The organism is Enterococcus avium ATCC 14025 (genome assembly GCF_000406965.1).
Taxonomy (GTDB): domain Bacteria; phylum Bacillota; class Bacilli; order Lactobacillales; family Enterococcaceae; genus Enterococcus_A; species Enterococcus_A avium.
This window is the reverse complement of record NZ_KE136364.1, coordinates 374,032-394,070: the sequence shown is the minus strand read 5'-3', so window position 1 is coordinate 394,070 and position 20,039 is coordinate 374,032. Positions and strand designations below refer to the sequence as shown.

Below are 20,039 nucleotides of genomic sequence, written 5' to 3'. Positions count from 1 at the left end.
ACTAAATGAACATGCGGATTGTATTCTAGCTGAGAACCGAAGGTGTGGAGTGTTGCCACAACCCCAGCTTGTATATGGTGCTTTCTAAAAAAATCTAATAGTATCCGTGCAGCTTCATCCATTAATCCTTTTAAAAGCTCCTTACGATACTTCTCCTTCAGAAAAATCTCACGTAAACCTTCATCGATCGTGAAGATGACGTGTCGATGCGTCACTGTAAACAGATCGTTCGCCGCAACCTCTGCCCACCGTTGACTTTCCCCAGTTGCACAAGTTGGACAAAATTTCCCTTTACAACGAAAAGCCACTTTCTTTACATCATGGCATCCTTCACAGACAAATAGACGATAACCTTTTTTAAGGTCACCACAATCGCGAAACTTCTTCACTTCTCTTTTCACAACGGATCGAATCCTTCTCGTGTACCTTTGATTGAATTTCTCCCAGTTTTGATATTCATCAAAGAAAATGGCGTGTAAAATATTGGGTTTCATATCTCCAGTTTAATAGGAAAAAGACCAGATGAAAAGCGGTCAAAAGATTGATGTATCAATCCTTTGACCGCTTAAAATGTTATACTTCCTTTAATGTTTAAAAAAAGCGAACTACATTCGTCCGCATTATTGATACATACTAAATTTTCTTAATCCAAAAAATACAAAAATGACCACCGCAAAAATGAAGAATAAAATGGAGGTAACTCGTCCACGAGTTGAAAAACGATCCTGTGAATATGGAACTGCTAGTGCCCAACCAGATAACGCCCCACCGATAATACCGCCTAAGTGCCCCCAGATATCAATCGTTGAATCAAACAGACCAAAAGCAAGATTCATCAAAATGAAAAGGGCAAATTGGCGTGTCAAGGCCTGAATCGCTCCATTATCACGATAATGCAACCCGACTACTAAAAAGGCTCCGAACAACCCAAAAATTGCTGTACTTGCCCCGCCGGATAATGTCGTAGGCTGATTGAATGCAAAACTAGCAAAATTTCCCATGATGCCGCTTAATAAGTAGATTATTGCAAAACGCCAATGACCAAAAATAGCTTCACATTGTTGTCCCATATAATACAGAACCACGCCATTCAAGGCAAAATGCATCAACCCAAAATGAATAAACATAGGCGTGATAAAGCGCCAATATTGTTGCTGCCAAATGATTGATGGTGCAAACATTCCTAATTGATTCTCGATCGATAGTCCCGGTAGTAAATACTGCATCAGAAATACGATCGTATTAATCGCAAAAAACGTATACATCACATAAGGTCTATCTTTTCTCATATATCTACCTCTCTCATTTTTCGTCTTTTTTTGTTACATTGAAAGAAACAATTGCTGGACTGGTTGATCAAAATCTTCTACCTGCCAGGCTTCCATTAATTGTTCAACAAAAACCAGACTGCAGGTTTTTCCTTTGTAATTTGCCAAATAGCGATCATAGTAGCCACCACCAAAACCGACACGATATCCTGCACGATTAAATGCTAATCCTGGAACAATCAATAAATCTAACTCATTAGATCTTGCAATGTCTTCCGTTTCAGGTTCAGCCACGCCAAATCTTGTTGTGTAAAATACCGTATCCGTGTCTACCCAATGGAAAATCATCTCTCCTTTAGGCAGCGACTTAGGAACAGCGACTTTTTTTCCCGTCTCAAAAGCACGTTGAATCACCGATGAAGTTGGAAACTCAAACTGAGTTGACATTGTAACACCAATGCTGGTAGCTTCTTTCCAAGCATTACTTTGAAATAATTTCTCAAGAACGCATTCAACTTGATTCATTCGCTCTTTGCTATCAGCCAATTTTTGCAAACGAGCAATCGCACGTTTTCTAAGTTTCTCTTTCTCCATACATATTCACCTTCTTATCTAAAAATACTAACAAAATCGAACCAAAATAAAAAGAGGATTACTCCCCTTTAACAAAATCACTAGAAATTTGACGCGCGATAGCTAATCCAGCGACTGCATTGAAGTGCAAATGATCACCGCTATCAAATAATGAATATAAATGTCCAGAAGCTTCCCCCACAATCTTAGAAAAATCCCAAACTTGTCGATAATTATCGAGCAACCACTGATTTATTTCTTTACGCAGGTTCTCTTTTGTTTGATTCATTCCAGGATAGCCCAAACACGGTGTTAATGTACACAATTGGTAGTCTACCCCACTGACGTTGCAAAGATGAATCATTTCTCTGATTCCTGTTTTGAAAGTCTCCAGTGTAAGTTCACCGTTGATTAGGTCATTCACGCCAAGAGATAAAAGAACTTTGCTAACATTGCTATGGCTAAGCAAACACTCTTCCAATCGACGTAATCCACCAAAACCATAAAAAAGATTTTGTTTCTCAGTGTTCGCGTTATCACTGCTTGGCTTCAATAAGCAGCTACCATTTATCCCTTGATTAACTAAATAAGTATTTTGCTTCCGCAGGTTTCTTTGCAATGGCGTTGTCCAAGTAGCGCCTTCAGTTAAGGAATCCCCCAAAGCAATAATACATTTTCCATCGAGCTCTGCCTCAATCGCTAATAATCCTGAACAAAAATCGATTTTTTTCGATTCTGGCAAAAAATCAGCATCATTATAGGCAAAGCCGCTTTCAATTGAAGTAATATGAAAAGTGAGCTGCCATGTTCTCGCACTAGGATCAATCAAAATAGATTTTGTCTTGAAAAGTTCATTTGGAGCAAGCGAAAAGTCAGAAATAAACTGACAACATTTATCCGTTTTTACTGATAAATTTTGAACCTTCTGTGTTTGCTGACCATATTCATTTGCAAATACCAAACGAATTTTCTTAACTGGGGCAATTTGCTTCAACGTTAGATTGATCACTCCTTCTGCTATACTGTGCTGAGCGATTCCTCGTTGTGCATGACTCCATATCGTAGTCCAAACCATCCAATCTCTCCTCATCTTTCATTACTTTTTTTTAGAAGCTTTAAAATGAAGTATGGAGCGCCTATCAAAGACACAATAATTCCCGCCGCCATTTCACCATCTGGGAGAATAATCCTAGCCAAAACATCGCTAAATAGTAACAAAATACCACCAATCATAGCAGTCATCAGCAACGTTTGATTATTTTTTCGTTTAACGGACTGTTGAGCAATATGAGAGGCGATTAATCCAATAAAACTGATACTGCCAGCAATCGAAACACTAACAGCTGCTAAACAAACTGCACAAATTAAAAAGAACAACTGTGTTCGTTTCAATTTCACTCCCAGGCCAACGGCTATCTCATCTCCTAACTCCAAAACCTCCAAAGAACGTCCCTTTAATAATAGCAAAGGCACTATACAAATGATCCAAGGAATCAGAAGTAAAACATGCCGCCAAGTCGTTCCCCAAATCGTTCCTGCCAGCCAAGCTGTTACGAATTGATAATTATCTTTAGAAACTCGTATAGTGCCTATCAATGTTAAGGCCGAAATACCAGCATTTACTGCAATACCCGCTAAAAGCAGTCGATTGGGAGTAATACGCTTTGATTGACGCCCAAAATAATAAACCAATCCTGTCGCTGCAAAACTACCAGCACAAGCAATCAGTGGTAAAAACCAGCTGGTTTCGCCTGATGCAAAAAAGCCTAAATAAATGAGAACTATTAAACCAGCACCAGCATTAATTCCCAAAATTCCTGGGTCAGCCAAATCATTGTGTGTGATTGTTTGAAATAAATAACCCGATACTGCTAAACCCATACCTGCTAATATCGACACTAGCATTCGAGGAAATCTAAAATCAAAAACAATTAATTGTTGTGCAGTCGTAGCAGTTCGATGAAAAACTTGCAACAGTTCGGATATTGTTAATGGAATCGTCCCTACCGTAAGACTGAGTATCATCCCAATAATCAGTAAAAGAAGCACTATCAGCCAACTAATTTTTTTCTTCATAAGCTATAAGCTTCCCTTCCTAATTTGTAAAAGTAAAAACGGTACTCCAATAATCGTAATAATTACTCCAGCCGGTGTTTCTAAAGGTGGTGCGATTAAACGGGAAGCAATATCAGCTATAACGAAAAATAGGGCACCAAATAAGCCGGAAGCAGGAATGACATAACGATAATCATGTCCGACAAAAAAACGAACGACATGAGGAACTATCAACCCAATGAAACCGATTGTTCCAACTAAAGCTACAGAACTCCCTGCTAATAGTAAAACAAGTAACATGCTTAGTTGTCGAATCCGACTGGGATTTTTCCCCAACGAAATTGCTGTTTCATCTCCTAAACTCAGTAACGTAATTTGTGGGCTGATTAAACATGTACCAATAACACCCACTACAATTACTGGAGTGATTACCTGCAATTGATTCCAAGTAAGATTAGACGTTCCTCCCACAAACCAAAAGGTCATATCTTGATTCAGATCAAAAAGCAAACTGATACTTTGGCTTATAGCTGTAAAAAAAGAACTCAAAGCAGCACCCAATAAAATAATTCGGACTGGAGATAATCCAAATGAGATTTTAGTTGAAACTAGATAAATCAAAAACAGCGAGACCGAGGCTCCGATAAATGAACCTAGCACTCCCATAGTTGGTGAAGGATTTGTATTGAAAGCAAAAACCAAGGCAAGACCTAGACCTGCTCCTGAATTGATTCCTAATAACCCAGAGTCAGCGATTGGATTTGAAGTGATTCCTTGGATCAATGCTCCAGAAATAGCAAAAGCCGCTCCAACCGAAATAGCTCCTAACATACGCGGCAGACGCAGATATCGAATCAATTGTTCCCCCTGATTATTCGAATCAAAGTGCAGTAAAGCCTGAGTGACATCTGACCACTTGCTGGTAACCGCTCCATAGCGCAGGGAAAAAAACATAGCTACTAATAGTAACAGAAAAACAATCGGAAAAAAGTATTTTCGTTTTGCCATTTCTAGTGCTCCTTTACTAAATCATAAGCAAGAACTAACGGTTTGTCGCTATTAGGCATCGTGGCAAAGGTTGCTTGAATGTCAAAAAGATTCAATAATTTCTCTGCAGTAAAAATCTCCTTTGGTGTACCTTGAAAAATCAACTCACCATTTTTCATTCCTAACAAGTAATCGGAGAAACGCGAAGCATGATTCAAATCATGAATTGTCATTAAGATTGTTTTTCCCTGACGATTGATTCCTTGTAACAACTCCAATATTTCTAATTGATGAGCAGGGTCTAAAAAAGTAATGGGTTCATCCAAAATTAAAATATCCGTGTCTTGAGCTAAAGCCATAGCGATCCATACTCGTTGCTGCTGGCCACCAGATAACGTAATTAATGTCCGCTCTTTCAATTCTTGTAGATTCGTTGCCTCTATCGCCCAATTAATCAAATGATGATCCTGTTCTTTTAAGCCTGAAAAACCTTTCTGATATGGGAAACGACCATAGGCAACTATTTCTTCAACAGTCAGCCCGCTGATTTGTGTACTGGTTTGTGATAATGAAGCGATTTTTTGTGCGACTGTTTTGGTATCTAAACGTTGAATATTCTCACCGTCAATAAAAACTTCACCTTTGGCAGGCTCAAGAATTCGAGCTAAGGTTTTTAGTAAAGTCGATTTTCCACTACCATTTGGACCAATCAAACTAGTGATCTGACCTTTAGGGATTTCTACGGTAATATCGTTTACGACAATTTTTTTATCATACCCGATTGAAAGATCAGTGGTATTCAATTTTGTCATAGACTTTCCTCATTTCTCTGATAATCGTTCTCAATTATGAGCTTATTTGTTATCTACGTCAACTATCATTTAGAAAAAATTACGGTTGACACCCTTATGTCTTTCAGTAATAATAGCAATTGAGAATATTTCTCAATTAACTTCAAAGGAGTTTTTTTATGCTAAAAAAAATAATTTTAGGTACATTTTCTCTGCTGGCTTTAATCAGCTTAACTGCTTGTGGGCAAAGCAGTGAGAGTAAAGATAAAAACAATGACGTGCGAACGATGACCGATGCGCAAGATCATAAAGTGAAAATCCCTAATAAACCGAAACGTATCATTGCCTCCTATTTAGAGGATTACTTAGTGGCTCTAAACGAAAAACCGATTGCTCAGTGGACAGTCGGTGAAGGAAAAATTCAAAATTACTTACAAGATGAACTAAAAGATATTCCGACTATTAATTACGACTTACCCTATGAAGCTGTATTGAAATTTGAACCTGATCTGTTATTAATTGGAGCAAACGGGTCACTTGAAGGCGGAAAATACAAAGAGTATTCTAAGATTGCACCAACCTATGTTGTAAAAAATGGTGGGAACGTCACTTGGCGGGAGCAATTAGAAGATATCGGCAACGTTTTGGATAAAAAAGACCAAGCCAAAAAAGTGGAAAAAGACTATGATCAACTCATTGACCAAACTAAAAAGGATCTGAAAGAGCAAATCAACGGCAAGTCAGCTGCCGTATTATGGGTAACAAATAATTCAGCCTTCATGGTAGCGGATAATCGTTCAAGTGGGCAACTACTATATAAAGAACTTGGATTTGAAGTTCCTCAACTGACAAAAGATATCAGTAAAAAAGCAACGGCAGATTTTTCTCAAGTCTCTTTAGAAAGCCTGTCACAACTTGACGCGGATTATATTTTCTTAGTCAATAGCGATTCTGGTGCTGCGATGTTTAAAGATCCGTTATGGAGCAATATTCCAGCTGTCAAAAACAACCGACTATTTGAATTTGATGGAGAGTCAAGCTGGTTGTACAATGGTCCCATCGCTTATACAAAAATGGTGGAAAATATTCGAGATGTCTTAAAATAAAAATACCGTTCTGATCAAAGCTCATTCTATTTAGAAAGCGGCTCTTGATCAGACGGTATTTATTTTTTACTACGGCGAGTTCGTGTAGTGCTTTCTTCTACTCTGACTAAAAATTTTAAGCGATAAGGTTCATGGTATCGTATGCCCTCCTTAACAAAATCTCCACCGACGATAAATAATCCAATCGGTTTTAGTGGTTCGACATGTCGAATGGTTCCAATCGTTTCCAATTCACGATAATTTCTACCAATCTGTAACTGATATATCCCTGTATCGACTTGCTTAACATAATAATAGGGATACAATGTATTTTCGTCGATTAAAAATCCTTCTTCTTTAGAAAGATCTCGCGTTACAATCTCTTTTTTATCAATTAGTGATTGGATGTTTTCAGCGAGTTTTAATTGATAATCTTCATTGAAGTCAACTGAAATTTCTTTGGCCTGACCAAAAACTTTCTTATTTTTTCTAGGTTGTTCATTTTGAATATTGAAGGCATCATCCGGTAGATATTTAACAAAAAGCTGTGTAATATCTCCCTTCACATTTCTATCCAAAAAGTAATAAAAGAAATTCAAAACGAAGAAATACACTAAAACAATAAAGATTAACCCATAGAGTACTAATTGCAGATAGTTTTGATTAAGCCACAATCCATAAACAATTCGTAAAATATACACAGTTGGAATAATACTCAACAAAGTGTATGCTCGATTTGAGTACTTCGGACTGATATCTAAAAATCCTAAAAACTTATTTAGCCCATTAATAATATCTAAAAGTATCGTCATTGATTACCACCTGCTTCTGAACCAATTGGAGCATCAGCTGGCTGCTGTGTGGGCGTCGTCTGCGATGCCTCCGTTGAGGTTTGAGCTGTTACAGAGCTGCTTTCTGTTGAAGGTTGTGTATTTTCAACCTGATTGTTTCCAGCCGTGCTTTCTTGAATAGTATTATTAGCCTTCGACTCTTCAGTCGGTGTCACTTCATCGGCTGTACTTGTTTCATTGGTAATGCTATTTAGATCACGAGAAGAATCGGTCGTAGGATTCGTAGATTCTGTCGTCGAAGTTGTCGGTGTCGTTGCTTTAACCTGTCGATAACTCGAATTATTTAAAATTCCTGTAGTCGTCGCTATCAAGATTGACAGGGTCAGAAGAGCGATTGGCTTTAAAATCGGTGGAACTTTACGCATTGGATTCTTCCTTTCTATGTTTAGTTTATTTAATACTTAGTTTTAGCACTGGAAGGTTAGCTTTTGTTTAGGATTCTGTGAAGATTTCATGTAGATTTCTGAAAATGATTTGCGACTCTAACATTCTTTATAAATTACCCTTAGCTAAAATTTTTACTAAAAGCAGATAGACTCATCTTTACCTACGGATACAATTATACTGATAAAAACGTGTAACTTTAAAAACACAAAAAAGCCAGCAATCATAAGTGATCGCTGGCTTATTGATATGACTATTTTACTTCTTTATGCAAAGTAACCTTACGTTCGCGTGGGCAATATTTCATTTTTTCCAAACGATCTGGATTGTTACGTTTGTTTTTATTAGTTAGGTAGTTACGTTCTTTACAAGAAGTACATTCTAAAGTGATATTTACGCGCATGATTTTCCCTCCCCAGTTAAGATCAGTTTTCCAAGATATTTCTCAGACTTTGATATCATATCATGTTTTTATTTTCTTGACCAGTCTTTTTGTCAATTTTGTTAAGTAGTTCTACTTGACGTTTTTAAAGTTGGGCTTCAATATCTTTTGCAATATCTTCTGGCTTTGTTTGTGATGCATAGCGTTTTATTACGTTTCCCTCACGATCAATCAGGAATTTTGTAAAATTCCATTTGATAGCTTTGTTAAGTAAACCACCTTGCGCACTCTTTAGATAGCTATACAATGGGGCTTCATTTTCGCCGTTCACATCGATTTTTCCAAATGTTTCAAACGTCGTATGATAATTCATCTGACAAAAATCTGCGACTTCGGCATTGGTGCCAGGTGCTTGATTTCCAAATTGATTGCAAGGAAAATCCAGAATTTCAAAGCCGCTATCTTTATAATGGTCATACAAGTTTTGCAATCCTTCATATTGCGGTGTAAACCCGCATCCGGTTGCTGTATTAACGATCAATAAAACTTTTCCTTGATAATCCGCTAAAGATTTTTCTGTCCCATCCGTTTGTTTCACTTCAAAGTTATAAACTGTCATAGTGTCTACTCCCTTTCATACAAAGTCCATTTATCCTTTTTAGGAAAATACTTTTATGCTATATTTCTCTCAAAACTATGGTTAAGAATTCTCTCTACTCTTCTTTCACAAGAATAATAGAGAAAACTAAACAAATAAAGCTAAGGAGCAAAGCTCCCTAGCTTTATTGTACGCCATATGTGTCTGCAAATGCATTTATTATGTCTTTTGCAATTGCTTTATTTGTATCGTCATGCTCTTCGTCTAAGTTTGGCAGCATCACACTAATAGCTATTTGTGGTTTATCGTGGGGAGCATAGGCGACGATATTACTGTTAATCGTATTAACCGCCTGACCGTTGACCGATACAACTGTTTCGGCTGTTCCGGTTTTTGCCGCAGGATCAAGTTTTGCCGAAGCTAAGTCTCTAGCCGTTGTATAAGGATCACTTCCGTGTACTGCCTGATAAAAACCTTGCTTGATAATCCCCATTTGCTCTGCTGTGATATTCACTTGATCCAGTTTTTTGCCAGTAATCTCTTGCTGCAATTCTCCAAGACCACCGCTGTCATTATTTCCATAAATTCCCTTAACAACATGCGGAGCAATTCTAGTACCGCCATTCGCAACAGTGGACGCATATTGTGCTAATTGCATGGGTGTATACGTATCATACTGCCCAAATGACAGGTCAAGCAAGTTTCCGCCCCCAGGAGCATGATCCGTTCCAAAGTCTTCATTAACTAGCCCACGCGTTTCGTTTGGCAAATCAATTTGCGTCTTCACGCCCATCCCGTATTCTGCAAAAGCGTTACGTAATTTATCGTACATTTCTTTAGAAGAGGCGCTCTCTGGTAAGGACATTTCTTGTTGATATTGAACTCCTAGCATACGCAACACAATTTGCATCATATAAGCATTAGAGGACCATTCCAACGCTTTTACTGTATTCAATGGAATTTGATTTCCTAATACTTTATTATAAATCGACCCTTTTAGCGCTGTACCGGATAATTTAATCGGTTGATCAATTAATGTGTCATTTCCAGTAATGGCACCCGTCTGATAACCAGCGGTCACCGTACCGGCCTTCACCACAGAACCTGGTTCAAACGCGCTGGTGATTGTCCCTAATGTGTTTTCTTCTATCTCTTTGCTGTTCACATCATGTGTAAAGCCAGTCATAGCTAAAACTTCGCCTGTATTTGGGTTCATCGCTACAGCATAGGCCCCTGGAGAATACTTTGCAACACCACTATCAACTAAACCTTGATAATGCTTTTTCAGAATATCTTCGACTTTTTTCTGGAAGTCGCTATTAATAGTCAAAACGAGATTCGATCCCTTTTCACCTTTTTTTACTTCCTTTTGTTTTTCAATGTTTCCTTCACTGTTCAAGGTGACCTTGTATTCACCTTTCTTACCTTGAAGCTGCTCTTCATATTGCTTTTCTAGATAGCTCTTGCCGACACGGTCATTCCTTGCATAACCTTTTTTCAATAATTCGTCCGCTTCTTCGGCAGGCAGTCCTTCTTTTTCCGTTGTAATTTTCCCTAGGATACTTCTTAATGAACCATCTAAATCCTCATTATAAGAACGATCCCAGTCAGTACCTGTAGAGACTCCTGGCAAATCGGAGGCACGTTCAGCTACCACTGCCAACTCCTCGTCTGTCACACCATCATTTTTAATGAATACAGTGCTAAGCGCGGAGGCACTATTCATTCGTTTAAAGATCGTTGCAATTTTCAACTGGTCTTCGGTGAATTGAATTTCACTATCTTTAACTTTATCTACAAGTTTTTGGTATTCATTTGTATTATCAAGATTTTTTTCCTTAAAGGATAACCGATCCTCGGCTTCTTTTAAATGATCCTTATCCGCAAGCCAATAGTCCTTTTTGTCGCGGGTAGTTAGATTTTCATCAGCCGGTACATCGATTAACTTATCCAACTCAATCGCTAACTTGAGAATATCTGATGCTTCCATTTGATTACCACGGGTAAAGGTGATTGCTGGGTTAGCCTTATTATTAACTAACGCTGTTCCTTTAGCATCATAAATAACCCCACGTGGTGCATTTTCTTTCACAGTGATTGTGGTAGAAGCCTTCATTTCGGCTTTCATTTTATCGCCCTCAACAATTTGGAGATAACCTAGTCGTGTAACCAAAATAACGAATAAGCCGAAAATCACAAAAAATAGAAAATTCAACCTGAATGGAATATGACTCTTATTTTGATTACGGCCTTTTTCATCCGCAAGTTTTAATTTCTCAAAAAAATTCTTAAATGGATTCGTTAGTTTCATTCATCTGTTCCTTCCACTTTGACAGTTACTTGTCTTATTGTAGCCGAAAAAGTGTTTTTTCAAAAGGATTAATCGTGGTTCCTTTAATATAGTTTAAGAACTTCCGCTTACTTTACCTTGAAAACAGTAATGTGTTTCACGAGCATACAATTATTTTTTTAAACAAAAATTAATTTAGCTTAAAATATGGTTTTTCAGCTAATTACAAATCCTTCTTTTGTGAAACATTAAATTCAGCGATTTTCTGTGGAAAACTTTTAAAAATAAAAAAGCGTCTATTACGCATTTTCTTTAAAAAGTTTTCCACAAATGGTTCGTTCTCTCGTTTCCCATAAATTTGAGCTTATTCATTTATGATAAGACTATTTTTCCAATTTGAACCTAAGAAAAAACCGGTGGAGGAACCCACCGGCATTTTCTTAATTACGACTCATATTGTCAATGTCTGCTTTAATAGCATCTACGAACATATTCAAATCCTGTATCTCTTGTTCCTCACTACCATAGCGACGAACGTTAACTGTCGCATCATTGACTTCTTTGTCACCGATTACTAACAGATACGGAATTTTTTTAGTTTGTGCTTGACGAATCTTATAGCCAAGTTTTTCATTACGATCGTCAACTTCAACCCGGACACCCTCACGAACCAAACGATCTTTCACTTCATACGCATAATCGCCATGATGTTCTGGTGATACTGGCAGAATTGCTACTTGCTCTGGTGCTAACCAAGTTGGAAAAGCTCCTTTGTATTGTTCAATCAAGTAAGCAGTGAAGCGTTCCATTGTTGAAACAACACTACGATGAACAACGACTGGACGATGTTCTTTTCCATCTTCACCAATATAAGATAAATCAAAACGTTCTGGTAATAGGAAGTCAAATTGAATTGTCGATAATGTTTCTTCAGTCCCTAAAGCCGTTTGAACTTGCACGTCTAGTTTAGGACCATAGAAAGCTGCTTCGCCATCTGCTTCAAAATAATCAAAACCAGATTCATCCATAACTTCTTTCAATAGACGTTGAGAATTTTCCCACATCGCATCGTCATCAAAATATTTTTCAGTATTTTCAGGATCACGATAGCTTAAGCGGAAACGATAATCTTCAAAGCCAAAGTCTTTATAAACTTCCAAAATTAAGTCCAATGTACGACGGAATTCTTCTTTGATTTGATCCGGACGAACAAAAATATGCGCATCATTCATTGTCATTTCACGAACCCGTTGTAAACCAGACAACGCACCAGATTTTTCATAACGATGATCCATTCCTAGTTCAGCTAAACGAATTGGCAATTCACGGTATGAGTGAATATGATTTTTATAAATCATCATATGGTGTGGGCAGTTCATCGGACGAAGTACTAATGATTCCTCACCATCTCCCATGTCCATAATTGGGAACATGTCTTCTTTGTAATGATCCCAGTGACCAGAAGTTTTGTATAGACCAGTATCGGCTAATACAGGAGTATAAACATGTTCATAGCCCATTGAGATTTCTTTATCAACGATATAACGTTCGATGATTCGACGAATTGTTGCGCCTTTTGGCAACCAGAATGGCAAGCCTGAGCCTACTTCTTGCGAGATCATAAATAAATCTAATTCTTTACCTAGTTTACGGTGATCACGTTCTTTGGCTTCTTCACGCATTTTTAAGAAATGATCAAGATCTGCTTGTTTGAAGAATGCTGTTCCGTAAACCCGTTGCATCATTTTATTATCGGAGTTTCCTCGCCAATACGCACCAGCCACTGATAATAATTTGAAAATCTTGATTTTACCTGTTGAAGGCACATGTGGCCCGCGACATAAATCAGTGAATTCACCTTGAGAATACGCCGTGATAACTTCATCTTCTGGCAAATCTGTGATCAATTCTACTTTATATGGATCATAACTGAAGAAATCTAACGCTTCCTGACGACTCATTACTTTGCGTTCAATCGGCAGATTTTCTTTTATGATCTTCTTCATTTCTTTTTCAATTGCAGGGAAATCCTCTTCGCTGATTTGTTCTCCATCACCGTTGTCAGTATCATAATAAAACCCTGAATCAATCGCCGGACCTACACCAAAGTGCATATTTGGAAATAAACGGCGAATTGCTTGTGCCATTAAATGCGCGCTTGAATGACGAACTAGTGGTAGTGCTTCTTCATCTTGTTCAGTCACGATTTTTAATTCCGCATCTTCTTCGATTGCTCGGTTTAAATCTTCCAACTCACCGTTTACAACAACCGCTAATGCTTTTTTTGCCAATGAACTAGAAATGCTTTTTGCGATTTCTAAGCCAGTAATACCGTTGTCAAACTCTTTTACTGATCCGTCTGGAAATGAAATTTTTACCATCCTATGTTCCCCCTTATTCGTTTTGATTGATAAAAAAAGTCCTAGTACCGAAATCGGTACTAGGACGAATTAACGTGGTTCCACCTAATCTTTGGACAGATTTCCTGTCCCTCGCAAGCGATAACGGCGCTGTCCGCTCCTGCATTTAACAAGAGTCTTCTGAAAGTGGTCATCCCTTGCGCTTGTCTGGAAAAAGTTTCAGCCGAGCTTTTCCTCTCTGTTAAACAGCCTTCAAGTTCAGGTGTCTTTCTTCATCAATCAATTACAAAGTCATTATAAACACTTATTGGATTGAAATGCAAGTATAAATAGGAAATCTTATTTCCATTTACCACCTTGTGCATATTTGCCCTTTTGCATCTCATTAATGATAACATGAATATTTTCTTTTGGCGCTCCTGCTGTTCTTGAAACTGCCTCAGTTACTTCCTCCACCATTTTAGTCAATTGCTCTTCTGTTCTTCCTTCAATTAACTCGATGTGCACGAATGGCATAATAAATCGCTCCTTTAACATTTGTTTTTATCGCCTTATTTTATCATATTTCATCTAAAAACATGGTGCTACAGATTACCTTTTGCTAACTTAAGGAAATAATTGCAGATGATTAACGAATCAGAGCTTATTTTTTATACATAGAAAAATTTTTAAATTAGCAAAAAAGCTTCTAATTTAACCACCCTGAGCAGATTCACGACAACTATTTCAGCCATTCTTCAAAAAAATCAAGCATCTGTCTCTTCAGTAAGTCAAATTACTATTGATAGCCCTTTCTTCGTGTTAAAGTATCAGCATAAGAATGGAGGAAAAATCATGGATATTTACTTGCATTTCAAAGATCAAGCTGCTGAAGTAATCGCCTTTTATGAAAAAGTTTTCGAAACAGAGCCAGCTCAAATTATGACTTTTGGGCAGATGCCCCAAGATGACGAGCATCCGATTGATGATGGTCTCAAAGATTTAGTGATGAACTCCAATTTAAAAATTAATGACACGAATGTTATGATCTCAGACAGTCCTGAAAATTTGGCACCTCCAATAATTGTGGGGAACAACGTGGCCTTAGTATATAATGCGAAAACAACAGAAGAAGCTACAGATATTTTTCAGCAATTAGCAGAGAATGGTACTATATTGCTCCCGCTTGAAAAAACCTTTTGGGCAGAATTATATGGAATGGTTAAAGATCAATATGGTGTAATTTGGCACATCAATCTTTATTAAAAAGAGGAGGAAATTCCATGGAACAGCAATTTGGCTGTTGTCTCTGGTTTAACGGACATCTTAGTGAAGCTGCTGACTTTTATTCGTCCACCTTTGAAGATAGTAGGATTGTGAATCAAACACATTTTATTACAGATGAGCACGGTGAAATTGGTGACTTATTAACGATTACTTTAGAATTAGCCGGCTGCGAATTTCTTTTATTGAATGGAGGGGATGATTTCTCCCCGTCACCTGCAATCTCCTATGTTGTTAATTGTGAAAACGAAGAACAACTTCTTAATGTTTGGAAACAATTAAATCATGACGGTGAAACATTAATGCCACTGACAGATTATCCTGAGCTTGGCAAATTTGGCTGGACAAATGATCGCTATGGTTTTTCCTGGCAGGTCCGTTTGGGAGAAAACTTGCAAACAATCATCCCTTGTATCATGTTTGCCAACAACAATTATGGCTTGGCTCAAGCCGCAATTGATGAATGGATCGCCATCTTTGGTGGAAAACAGACTTTTGTCATCAAAGGAAAAGAAGACCGTCTGCGCGCTTCAGGATTTCAATTACGCGGTCACGATCTGATTATTATGGATAGCCCAGAAAAGCATACTTTTACTTTTACGATGGCAAATTCTTTTTACTTCTATTTTAAGGATCAAACGGATATTGATAAGGTATGGGAGGCTCTTACGTATGATGGCAAGGAATGGCCTTGCGGCTGGATGGAAGATCGATACGGAGTCTTTTGGCAAACACTCAATAAGGATCTGCTAAATTGGACCAATAGTTCGGATTCCGAAAAAGCTCGTCACGCGACGCAAGAAATGTACAAAATGAAAAAAATTAATCTTGCACAAATTAAGCAGGCTTTTGATGGAACTAATTGACTACCTATAAAGAAGTTTAGGTAAAATACCTAGTAAAACGAACACTTATGAGCTTTCATATTGAAGTGACCCCCAAATGTTAGACTTTTTTCGGAGTAGAGAAATCTACTCCGTTTTTTGTTTCTTAAGCTAAGCGATTATGCCGCTTTCTGTGCTGTTTCTCGAAACTGAACAGGGCTTTTCCAGTTCAATTTCTGTTTCATCCGGTGATTGTTGTAGTAATAGATAAAATCATCAATCGCCGTTTTTAGTTCATCAAAACTGTGATAGGTTTCTCCATGAAAAATTTCTTGTTTTAGAAGACTGAAGAAATTCTCCATGATGGAATTATCTAAACAATTTCCTTTTCGAGACATACTTTGAAAAATTTTCTGTTTCTTTAGTTTTCGACGGTAGGCTTTCATCTGATAAGCCCAGCCTTGATCCGAGTGGAAAGTGCGACGATACGGGCAATCATTCGTGATCGCTATGGCTTCTTCTAAGCCTTCCATGATTGCCAAGGCATTTGGCTTTTCCGAGATGCGGTACGAAAGAATCTCGCTATTATACATATCCATAAACGGGTCCAGATATAACTTTCTCTGACGGATCACGCCTTTGGTATCCACTTCAAGATATTTGAACTCTGTTGTATCTGTCGTAATTTTTTGGTGACAAATAGTCGTATAAAAGTGACGACGAATCCGGTGTTTCGCCACTTTCCCGACTTTTCCTCGGTAAGAACTGTAGCGCCGTGATTTCCGCGTGTATGAACGCACTTCGATTCCTAGTTTTCGAATCAAACGTTGGACTTTCTTTTTATTAACATGGAATCCACGATTCTTTAGTTCGTTCGTCATTCGTAAACAGCCATAATTTTTATGTTCTTTACGAATACGAAGCATTTCGGCTTCAATTTCTTGATCAGGGTTTTCTCTGTCAAATCGTTTTTGCCAGTACATAAACGTTGCTTTAGGAAAGTCCAAGGTCTCAAGAAGCTCAACTAATTTGAAGGATCCTCGGAGGCTGTGGATGATTCGTGCGATTGATTCGTTCGTCTTTGTTGGGCTTCCTGATTTCGCAGCTTCCTCAGTTCTTTTAAAAAGGCATTTTCTATCTGAAGTGAACGGACTTGTTTTTCTAATTCTTTAATACGGTCGCGTTCTTCCGATGTTACTTTAACAAAATCTTTCTTTGGCTTTTCTTTTTTCTTAGGCACGGTAGGTGGACGTCCTTTCGGTTTTGAGAGTCCCTTGATACCATCATCTCGAAAACTCCGCATCCAACTGGCAATCAGAGCATGATTCCTCATACCGAGTCTATTGGCAACTTCACGATAGGACAACTCACTCGTTTGATATAACTCTATCGCATCCATCTTGAATTGAACAGAGTAAGTATTATCATAATGTTTTCGAAAGAGTCCTTCCTCACCAAATTGTTGATAGGAATTAATCCAGCTTCTTACTTGATCCGCGTTCTTAACTCCATACTTTTTCGCTAGATAGCGATAGCCACCTTTTCCATCTAAATAATCTTGAACAACTTTCAGCTTGATTTCAAAGCCATATTCAGTCATAAAAATACCGACCTCCAAAAAGTTAGATTTTTGGTCTAACTTTTGGGGGTCGGTTCATATTTTAAAGCCCTTAGGTGTTCGTTTTTTATTAAAAGTCCTTCGTTTTAGAATTTCTTTGACCAAATAATTGAACAGTTCAATTTTCTTTGTCATTTTGCATTCCTCTAATCATCTAACAGCCTCACATTTGTCTGTTTCTCGACCTCTCTTGTTTATCTATATATTTCTTCCACTTCTCTCTAAAATTCAATGTTTTTCACGTTTAACATCAACTATTCAAATTTTAAAGTTACTAATTCCATCTCCTGCTAGTCAAAACGAGCTCTTTGCTTCTCTTTGACCTTATATGCTATACTATTATGCTGTTATAAACAGCTAATGGAAAAACAAAGGGGGATGCTCAATGAACGCAAGAGAGTACGAACAAGAGCACGTCCAACAGACAAGCGCTTTGATCCAACAAGAAATAGTTTTTTTGGACAGCCAAAAGAAAAAAACAAAAGAAAAATTTGATACTGATATGTTAGAAAATGCCGGACAAAGAATCCAAGGTGGTTCTTTTGAAGCTTTGGCTGAAACAATGGCCGATACTCGGCAGCATGAAGCAGAACTACTTGTACGCTACCAATCTTTAGCCTCTCAGGAAAAACGGCAACGAGCTTTAAGATTGATGTTGGAAAATCCTTATTTTGCACGAATCGATTTTAAAGAAGATCAAGAAGCTGAGACGCTTTATTTAGGAATCGCTTCTTTACGGGACCTCCAAGAAGAAACCGTAGTAATTGATTGGCGAGCACCGATTGCTAACCTTTATTATGAGGGGACATTGGGACAAACTCAGTATGAAGCTCATGATGCTATCATCCCGATTGAGTTATTGTTAAAGCGCCAGTTTAAAATCCGTGAAGGTCACATACTATCAATGGTAGATACATCAGAAGCAATCAATGATGATTTTCTATTGGAAATTTTGGACGAAGCCTCTTCTAATCATATGAAGAATATCGTAGCTACGATTCAACGTTCGCAAAATGAAATAATTCGAGATACGAGAAGCAAAGTTTTAGTAGTAGAGGGAATCGCCGGAAGCGGAAAGACCTCCGCATTACTCCAGCGTGTTGCTTACCTGCTGTACCACAATCGTAAGTGGTTAGATAATGAGCAGGTCTTATTATTTTCTCCTAATCATATTTTTTCTGATTACATCTCAACAGTCCTACCTTCACTTGGTGAGAGTGGTATTCCGACTGAAACATTTAAAACCTTTTTAAGCGCCCTACTTCCGTCCTATCAAATTCATACAGAAGAAAGCCATGAGGAAGTTTTTCTTTCTGGACAAGATGACCGAGTATTGCGAACGAAGAGTAGTTTTGCGATTGTTCAGGAATTGTACAAGTATGTCGATCGTATTACTGAGTTTGGTCCACTCTTTCGTGATCTTAAGTTGAATCAGGAAGTATTAATTTCTAAGAAGCAAATTCGCAATTGGTATCAAGAAGCTAATCTAGAGCTTCCAATGTATCAACGGATGCAATTATTGCAAACCAAGCTTTTGAAAAAAATTGGTGGCTTAGAAAAAGACGAAATGAAAAAAGATTGGGTTAAAAAGGCTGCAGATGAGTTGGTTGAAGCTGTATTTGTTAACAACCCTAATATGGAAGATTCAGAAAAGGCTGAACGCCGCCTACGCCGACAAATGGCACAAAAAATTGTACGTAAAAAAATGCGTCCGATCCGTAGAATGATTAATCGATTTGGATTTATTAATTACGCCAAACAATATCTGCATTTCTTACAGAGCATTCCAAACCAGCTCTTAACTCGCTATCAATTGACTGATGAAAATTGGAAAGATATGCTCGAGGCACTTCGAACCGATTTTAAACAAAAAGATATTAGTTTAGAGGATGGTACGTTGATGTTTCTTTTGATGAAATCCATTCATCCATTAGATGTGAAACAAAAAGCCCGCTTCATCTTTATCGATGAAATGCAGGATTTCTCACCTGCACAAGTGGCGTTATTGCGTCACCTATATCCGAAGGCGACGTATACCTTATGCGGCGACTTAAATCAAAAAGTTTTTGGAAATGAAAGTATGGTTCATTCATTAGAGGAGATTTTTCCAGAACAATCACTGACTCATTTTGAATTAACTACAAGTTACCGTTCAACAGAAGAAATCACCAACTTCGCCAATCAGTTTTTAACGCAAGAAAATCGCGTGGAACTAACTGCTCGTATTGGTAACCTGCCGCAAGTCTATTATGCTAATGAATCTAGCCAAATGATTGAAGGCTTGATTCATCAAATTGAAGAAACAGCTGAAATGGCGAAATATTGGCGAACGGCTATTATTGCCAAAACAGTAGAAGAATGTCAGGCATTGTATAATCAACTGACTACAGCTCAAAAAGAATACGTGCAACTATTGACTGATGAAGAAGACTTCATGAAGAAAAGTCTGATTATCATTCCTACTTATTTAGCAAAAGGATTAGAATTTGATCGTGTTTATGCGTGGAATATCTCGCCAGAAAATTATCATACTGAACAAGACAAATTAATTCTCTATACTGTCTGCACACGCGCGATGCATGAATTGAATTTATTAGTTATTGGGAAAAGAAGTCCTTTATTGGAAATGATTCCAGAAAATTTATATAAAGAACAATCTCTACTATAAAAAAAGGCCAGAAAGAAAAATGATTCTTTCTGGCCTTTTTTC

The 20,039-nt window shown here is 37.8% G+C and carries 19 protein-coding genes; 4 read left to right on the top strand and 15 right to left on the bottom strand.

The window, feature by feature from the left end; all coding sequences use genetic code 11:
* The 7 genes from OMU_RS14740 to OMU_RS14710 all read right to left on the bottom strand — a co-directional run.
* The coding region (locus OMU_RS14740; protein ID WP_040006163.1) for an IS91 family transposase at positions 1-494 on the bottom strand (494 nt) is incomplete at its 3' end.
* A gap of 126 nt (positions 495-620) precedes the next feature.
* Entirely contained in the window at positions 621-1,289 is a 669-nt protein-coding gene (locus OMU_RS14735) for a rhomboid family intramembrane serine protease (RefSeq protein ID WP_016180679.1), read from the bottom strand.
* Positions 1,290-1,322: 33 nt separating this feature from the next.
* Entirely contained in the window at positions 1,323-1,862 is a 540-nt protein-coding gene (locus OMU_RS14730; RefSeq protein ID WP_016180678.1) for a 5-formyltetrahydrofolate cyclo-ligase, read from the bottom strand.
* 58 nt (positions 1,863-1,920) lie between these two features.
* A complete protein-coding gene (locus OMU_RS14725) occupies positions 1,921-2,916 on the bottom strand; it encodes a GDSL-type esterase/lipase family protein (protein ID WP_016180677.1) in 996 nt (331 codons plus the stop codon).
* An 11-nt stretch (positions 2,917-2,927) separates the two neighbouring features.
* Positions 2,928-3,917 (bottom strand): FecCD family ABC transporter permease, encoded by a 990-nt coding sequence (locus OMU_RS14720; protein ID WP_016180676.1) that lies wholly within the window; start codon positions 3,915-3,917, stop codon positions 2,928-2,930.
* Positions 3,918-3,920: 3 nt separating this feature from the next.
* On the bottom strand, positions 3,921-4,904 hold the full coding sequence (locus OMU_RS14715; protein ID WP_016180675.1) for a FecCD family ABC transporter permease: 984 nt from the start codon (positions 4,902-4,904) through the stop codon (positions 3,921-3,923).
* Positions 4,905-4,906: 2 nt separating this feature from the next.
* Positions 4,907-5,695 (bottom strand): ABC transporter ATP-binding protein, encoded by a 789-nt coding sequence (locus OMU_RS14710; protein ID WP_016180674.1) that lies wholly within the window; start codon positions 5,693-5,695, stop codon positions 4,907-4,909.
* Between the two features lie 158 nt (positions 5,696-5,853).
* Here OMU_RS14710 and OMU_RS14705 point away from each other — a divergent pair, with 158 nt between their 5' ends.
* Complete coding sequence (locus OMU_RS14705) at positions 5,854-6,780, top strand: ABC transporter substrate-binding protein (protein ID WP_016180673.1); 927 nt, start codon at positions 5,854-5,856, stop codon at positions 6,778-6,780.
* Between the two features lie 59 nt (positions 6,781-6,839).
* On the opposite strand, the gene OMU_RS14700 is transcribed toward OMU_RS14705, so the two are convergent.
* From OMU_RS14700 to OMU_RS14670, 7 genes are all read right to left on the bottom strand, one after another.
* Positions 6,840-7,571: a DUF6681 family protein gene (locus OMU_RS14700; RefSeq protein WP_016180672.1), complete on the bottom strand. Its 732-nt coding sequence runs from the start codon at positions 7,569-7,571 to the stop codon at positions 6,840-6,842.
* Positions 7,568-7,975 (bottom strand): hypothetical protein, encoded by a 408-nt coding sequence (locus OMU_RS14695; RefSeq protein ID WP_016180671.1) that lies wholly within the window; start codon positions 7,973-7,975, stop codon positions 7,568-7,570. Before OMU_RS14695 ends, OMU_RS14700 begins: the two co-directional genes overlap by 4 nt.
* A 272-nt stretch (positions 7,976-8,247) precedes the next feature.
* Positions 8,248-8,397 (bottom strand): 50S ribosomal protein L33, encoded by a 150-nt coding sequence (gene rpmG, locus OMU_RS14690; RefSeq protein ID WP_010740369.1) that lies wholly within the window; start codon positions 8,395-8,397, stop codon positions 8,248-8,250.
* A gap of 124 nt (positions 8,398-8,521) precedes the next feature.
* Positions 8,522-8,995, bottom strand: a complete 474-nt coding sequence (locus OMU_RS14685; RefSeq protein WP_016180670.1) for a glutathione peroxidase — start codon at positions 8,993-8,995, stop codon at positions 8,522-8,524.
* Positions 8,996-9,158: 163 nt separating this feature from the next.
* Entirely contained in the window at positions 9,159-11,285 is a 2,127-nt protein-coding gene (locus tag OMU_RS14680) for a penicillin-binding transpeptidase domain-containing protein (RefSeq protein WP_016180669.1), read from the bottom strand.
* Between the two features lie 419 nt (positions 11,286-11,704).
* Positions 11,705-13,645 (bottom strand): threonine--tRNA ligase, encoded by a 1,941-nt coding sequence (gene thrS, locus OMU_RS14675; protein ID WP_016180668.1) that lies wholly within the window; start codon positions 13,643-13,645, stop codon positions 11,705-11,707.
* 318 nt (positions 13,646-13,963) lie between these two features.
* Entirely contained in the window at positions 13,964-14,140 is a 177-nt protein-coding gene (locus OMU_RS14670; protein WP_016180667.1) for a 2-hydroxymuconate tautomerase, read from the bottom strand.
* Positions 14,141-14,458: 318 nt separating this feature from the next.
* Here OMU_RS14670 and OMU_RS14665 point away from each other — a divergent pair, with 318 nt between their 5' ends.
* Both OMU_RS14665 and OMU_RS14660 read left to right on the top strand, forming a co-directional pair.
* Positions 14,459-14,869 carry a VOC family protein gene (locus OMU_RS14665; protein ID WP_016180666.1) on the top strand — a complete coding sequence of 137 codons (411 nt, stop codon included), beginning with the start codon at positions 14,459-14,461 and terminating at the stop codon, positions 14,867-14,869.
* Between the two features lie 17 nt (positions 14,870-14,886).
* A complete protein-coding gene (locus OMU_RS14660) occupies positions 14,887-15,753 on the top strand; it encodes a VOC family protein (RefSeq protein ID WP_016180665.1) in 867 nt (288 codons plus the stop codon).
* Positions 15,754-15,890: 137 nt separating this feature from the next.
* On the opposite strand, the gene OMU_RS22950 is transcribed toward OMU_RS14660, so the two are convergent.
* Positions 15,891-17,311, bottom strand: a protein-coding gene (locus OMU_RS22950; RefSeq protein WP_225844249.1) for an IS3 family transposase whose coding sequence is annotated in 2 segments (ribosomal slippage) — positions 15,891-16,834 and positions 16,834-17,311 — 1,422 coding nt in all. Because the reading frame shifts where the segments join, the coding sequence is not laid out codon by codon here.
* Between the two features lie 403 nt (positions 17,312-17,714).
* Between OMU_RS22950 and helD the strand changes: the two genes are divergently transcribed.
* Positions 17,715-19,997, top strand: a complete 2,283-nt coding sequence (helD, locus tag OMU_RS14645; protein ID WP_016180662.1) for an RNA polymerase recycling motor HelD — start codon at positions 17,715-17,717, stop codon at positions 19,995-19,997.
* Positions 19,998-20,039: the final 42 nt, after the last annotated feature.

Coding starts and splice junctions, on each gene's coding strand:
- OMU_RS14720 (WP_016180676.1), bottom strand. CDS start 3,917: ATGAAGAAAAAAATTAGTTGGCTGATAGTGCTTCTTTTACTGATTATT.
- OMU_RS14705 (WP_016180673.1), top strand. CDS start 5,854: ATGCTAAAAAAAATAATTTTAGGTACATTTTCTCTGCTGGCTTTAATC.
- OMU_RS14670 (WP_016180667.1), bottom strand. CDS start 14,140: ATGCCATTCGTGCACATCGAGTTAATTGAAGGAAGAACAGAAGAGCAA.
- OMU_RS14730 (WP_016180678.1), bottom strand. CDS start 1,862: ATGGAGAAAGAGAAACTTAGAAAACGTGCGATTGCTCGTTTGCAAAAA.
- OMU_RS14700 (WP_016180672.1), bottom strand. CDS start 7,571: ATGACGATACTTTTAGATATTATTAATGGGCTAAATAAGTTTTTAGGA.
- OMU_RS14710 (WP_016180674.1), bottom strand. CDS start 5,695: ATGACAAAATTGAATACCACTGATCTTTCAATCGGGTATGATAAAAAA.
- OMU_RS14685 (WP_016180670.1), bottom strand. CDS start 8,995: ATGACAGTTTATAACTTTGAAGTGAAACAAACGGATGGGACAGAAAAA.
- helD (WP_016180662.1), top strand. CDS start 17,715: ATGAACGCAAGAGAGTACGAACAAGAGCACGTCCAACAGACAAGCGCT.
- OMU_RS14660 (WP_016180665.1), top strand. CDS start 14,887: ATGGAACAGCAATTTGGCTGTTGTCTCTGGTTTAACGGACATCTTAGT.
- OMU_RS14680 (WP_016180669.1), bottom strand. CDS start 11,285: ATGAAACTAACGAATCCATTTAAGAATTTTTTTGAGAAATTAAAACTT.
- OMU_RS14695 (WP_016180671.1), bottom strand. CDS start 7,975: ATGCGTAAAGTTCCACCGATTTTAAAGCCAATCGCTCTTCTGACCCTG.
- OMU_RS14665 (WP_016180666.1), top strand. CDS start 14,459: ATGGATATTTACTTGCATTTCAAAGATCAAGCTGCTGAAGTAATCGCC.
- rpmG (WP_010740369.1), bottom strand. CDS start 8,397: ATGCGCGTAAATATCACTTTAGAATGTACTTCTTGTAAAGAACGTAAC.
- OMU_RS14715 (WP_016180675.1), bottom strand. CDS start 4,904: ATGGCAAAACGAAAATACTTTTTTCCGATTGTTTTTCTGTTACTATTA.
- OMU_RS14735 (WP_016180679.1), bottom strand. CDS start 1,289: ATGAGAAAAGATAGACCTTATGTGATGTATACGTTTTTTGCGATTAAT.
- OMU_RS14725 (WP_016180677.1), bottom strand. CDS start 2,916: ATGGTTTGGACTACGATATGGAGTCATGCACAACGAGGAATCGCTCAG.
- thrS (WP_016180668.1), bottom strand. CDS start 13,645: ATGGTAAAAATTTCATTTCCAGACGGATCAGTAAAAGAGTTTGACAAC.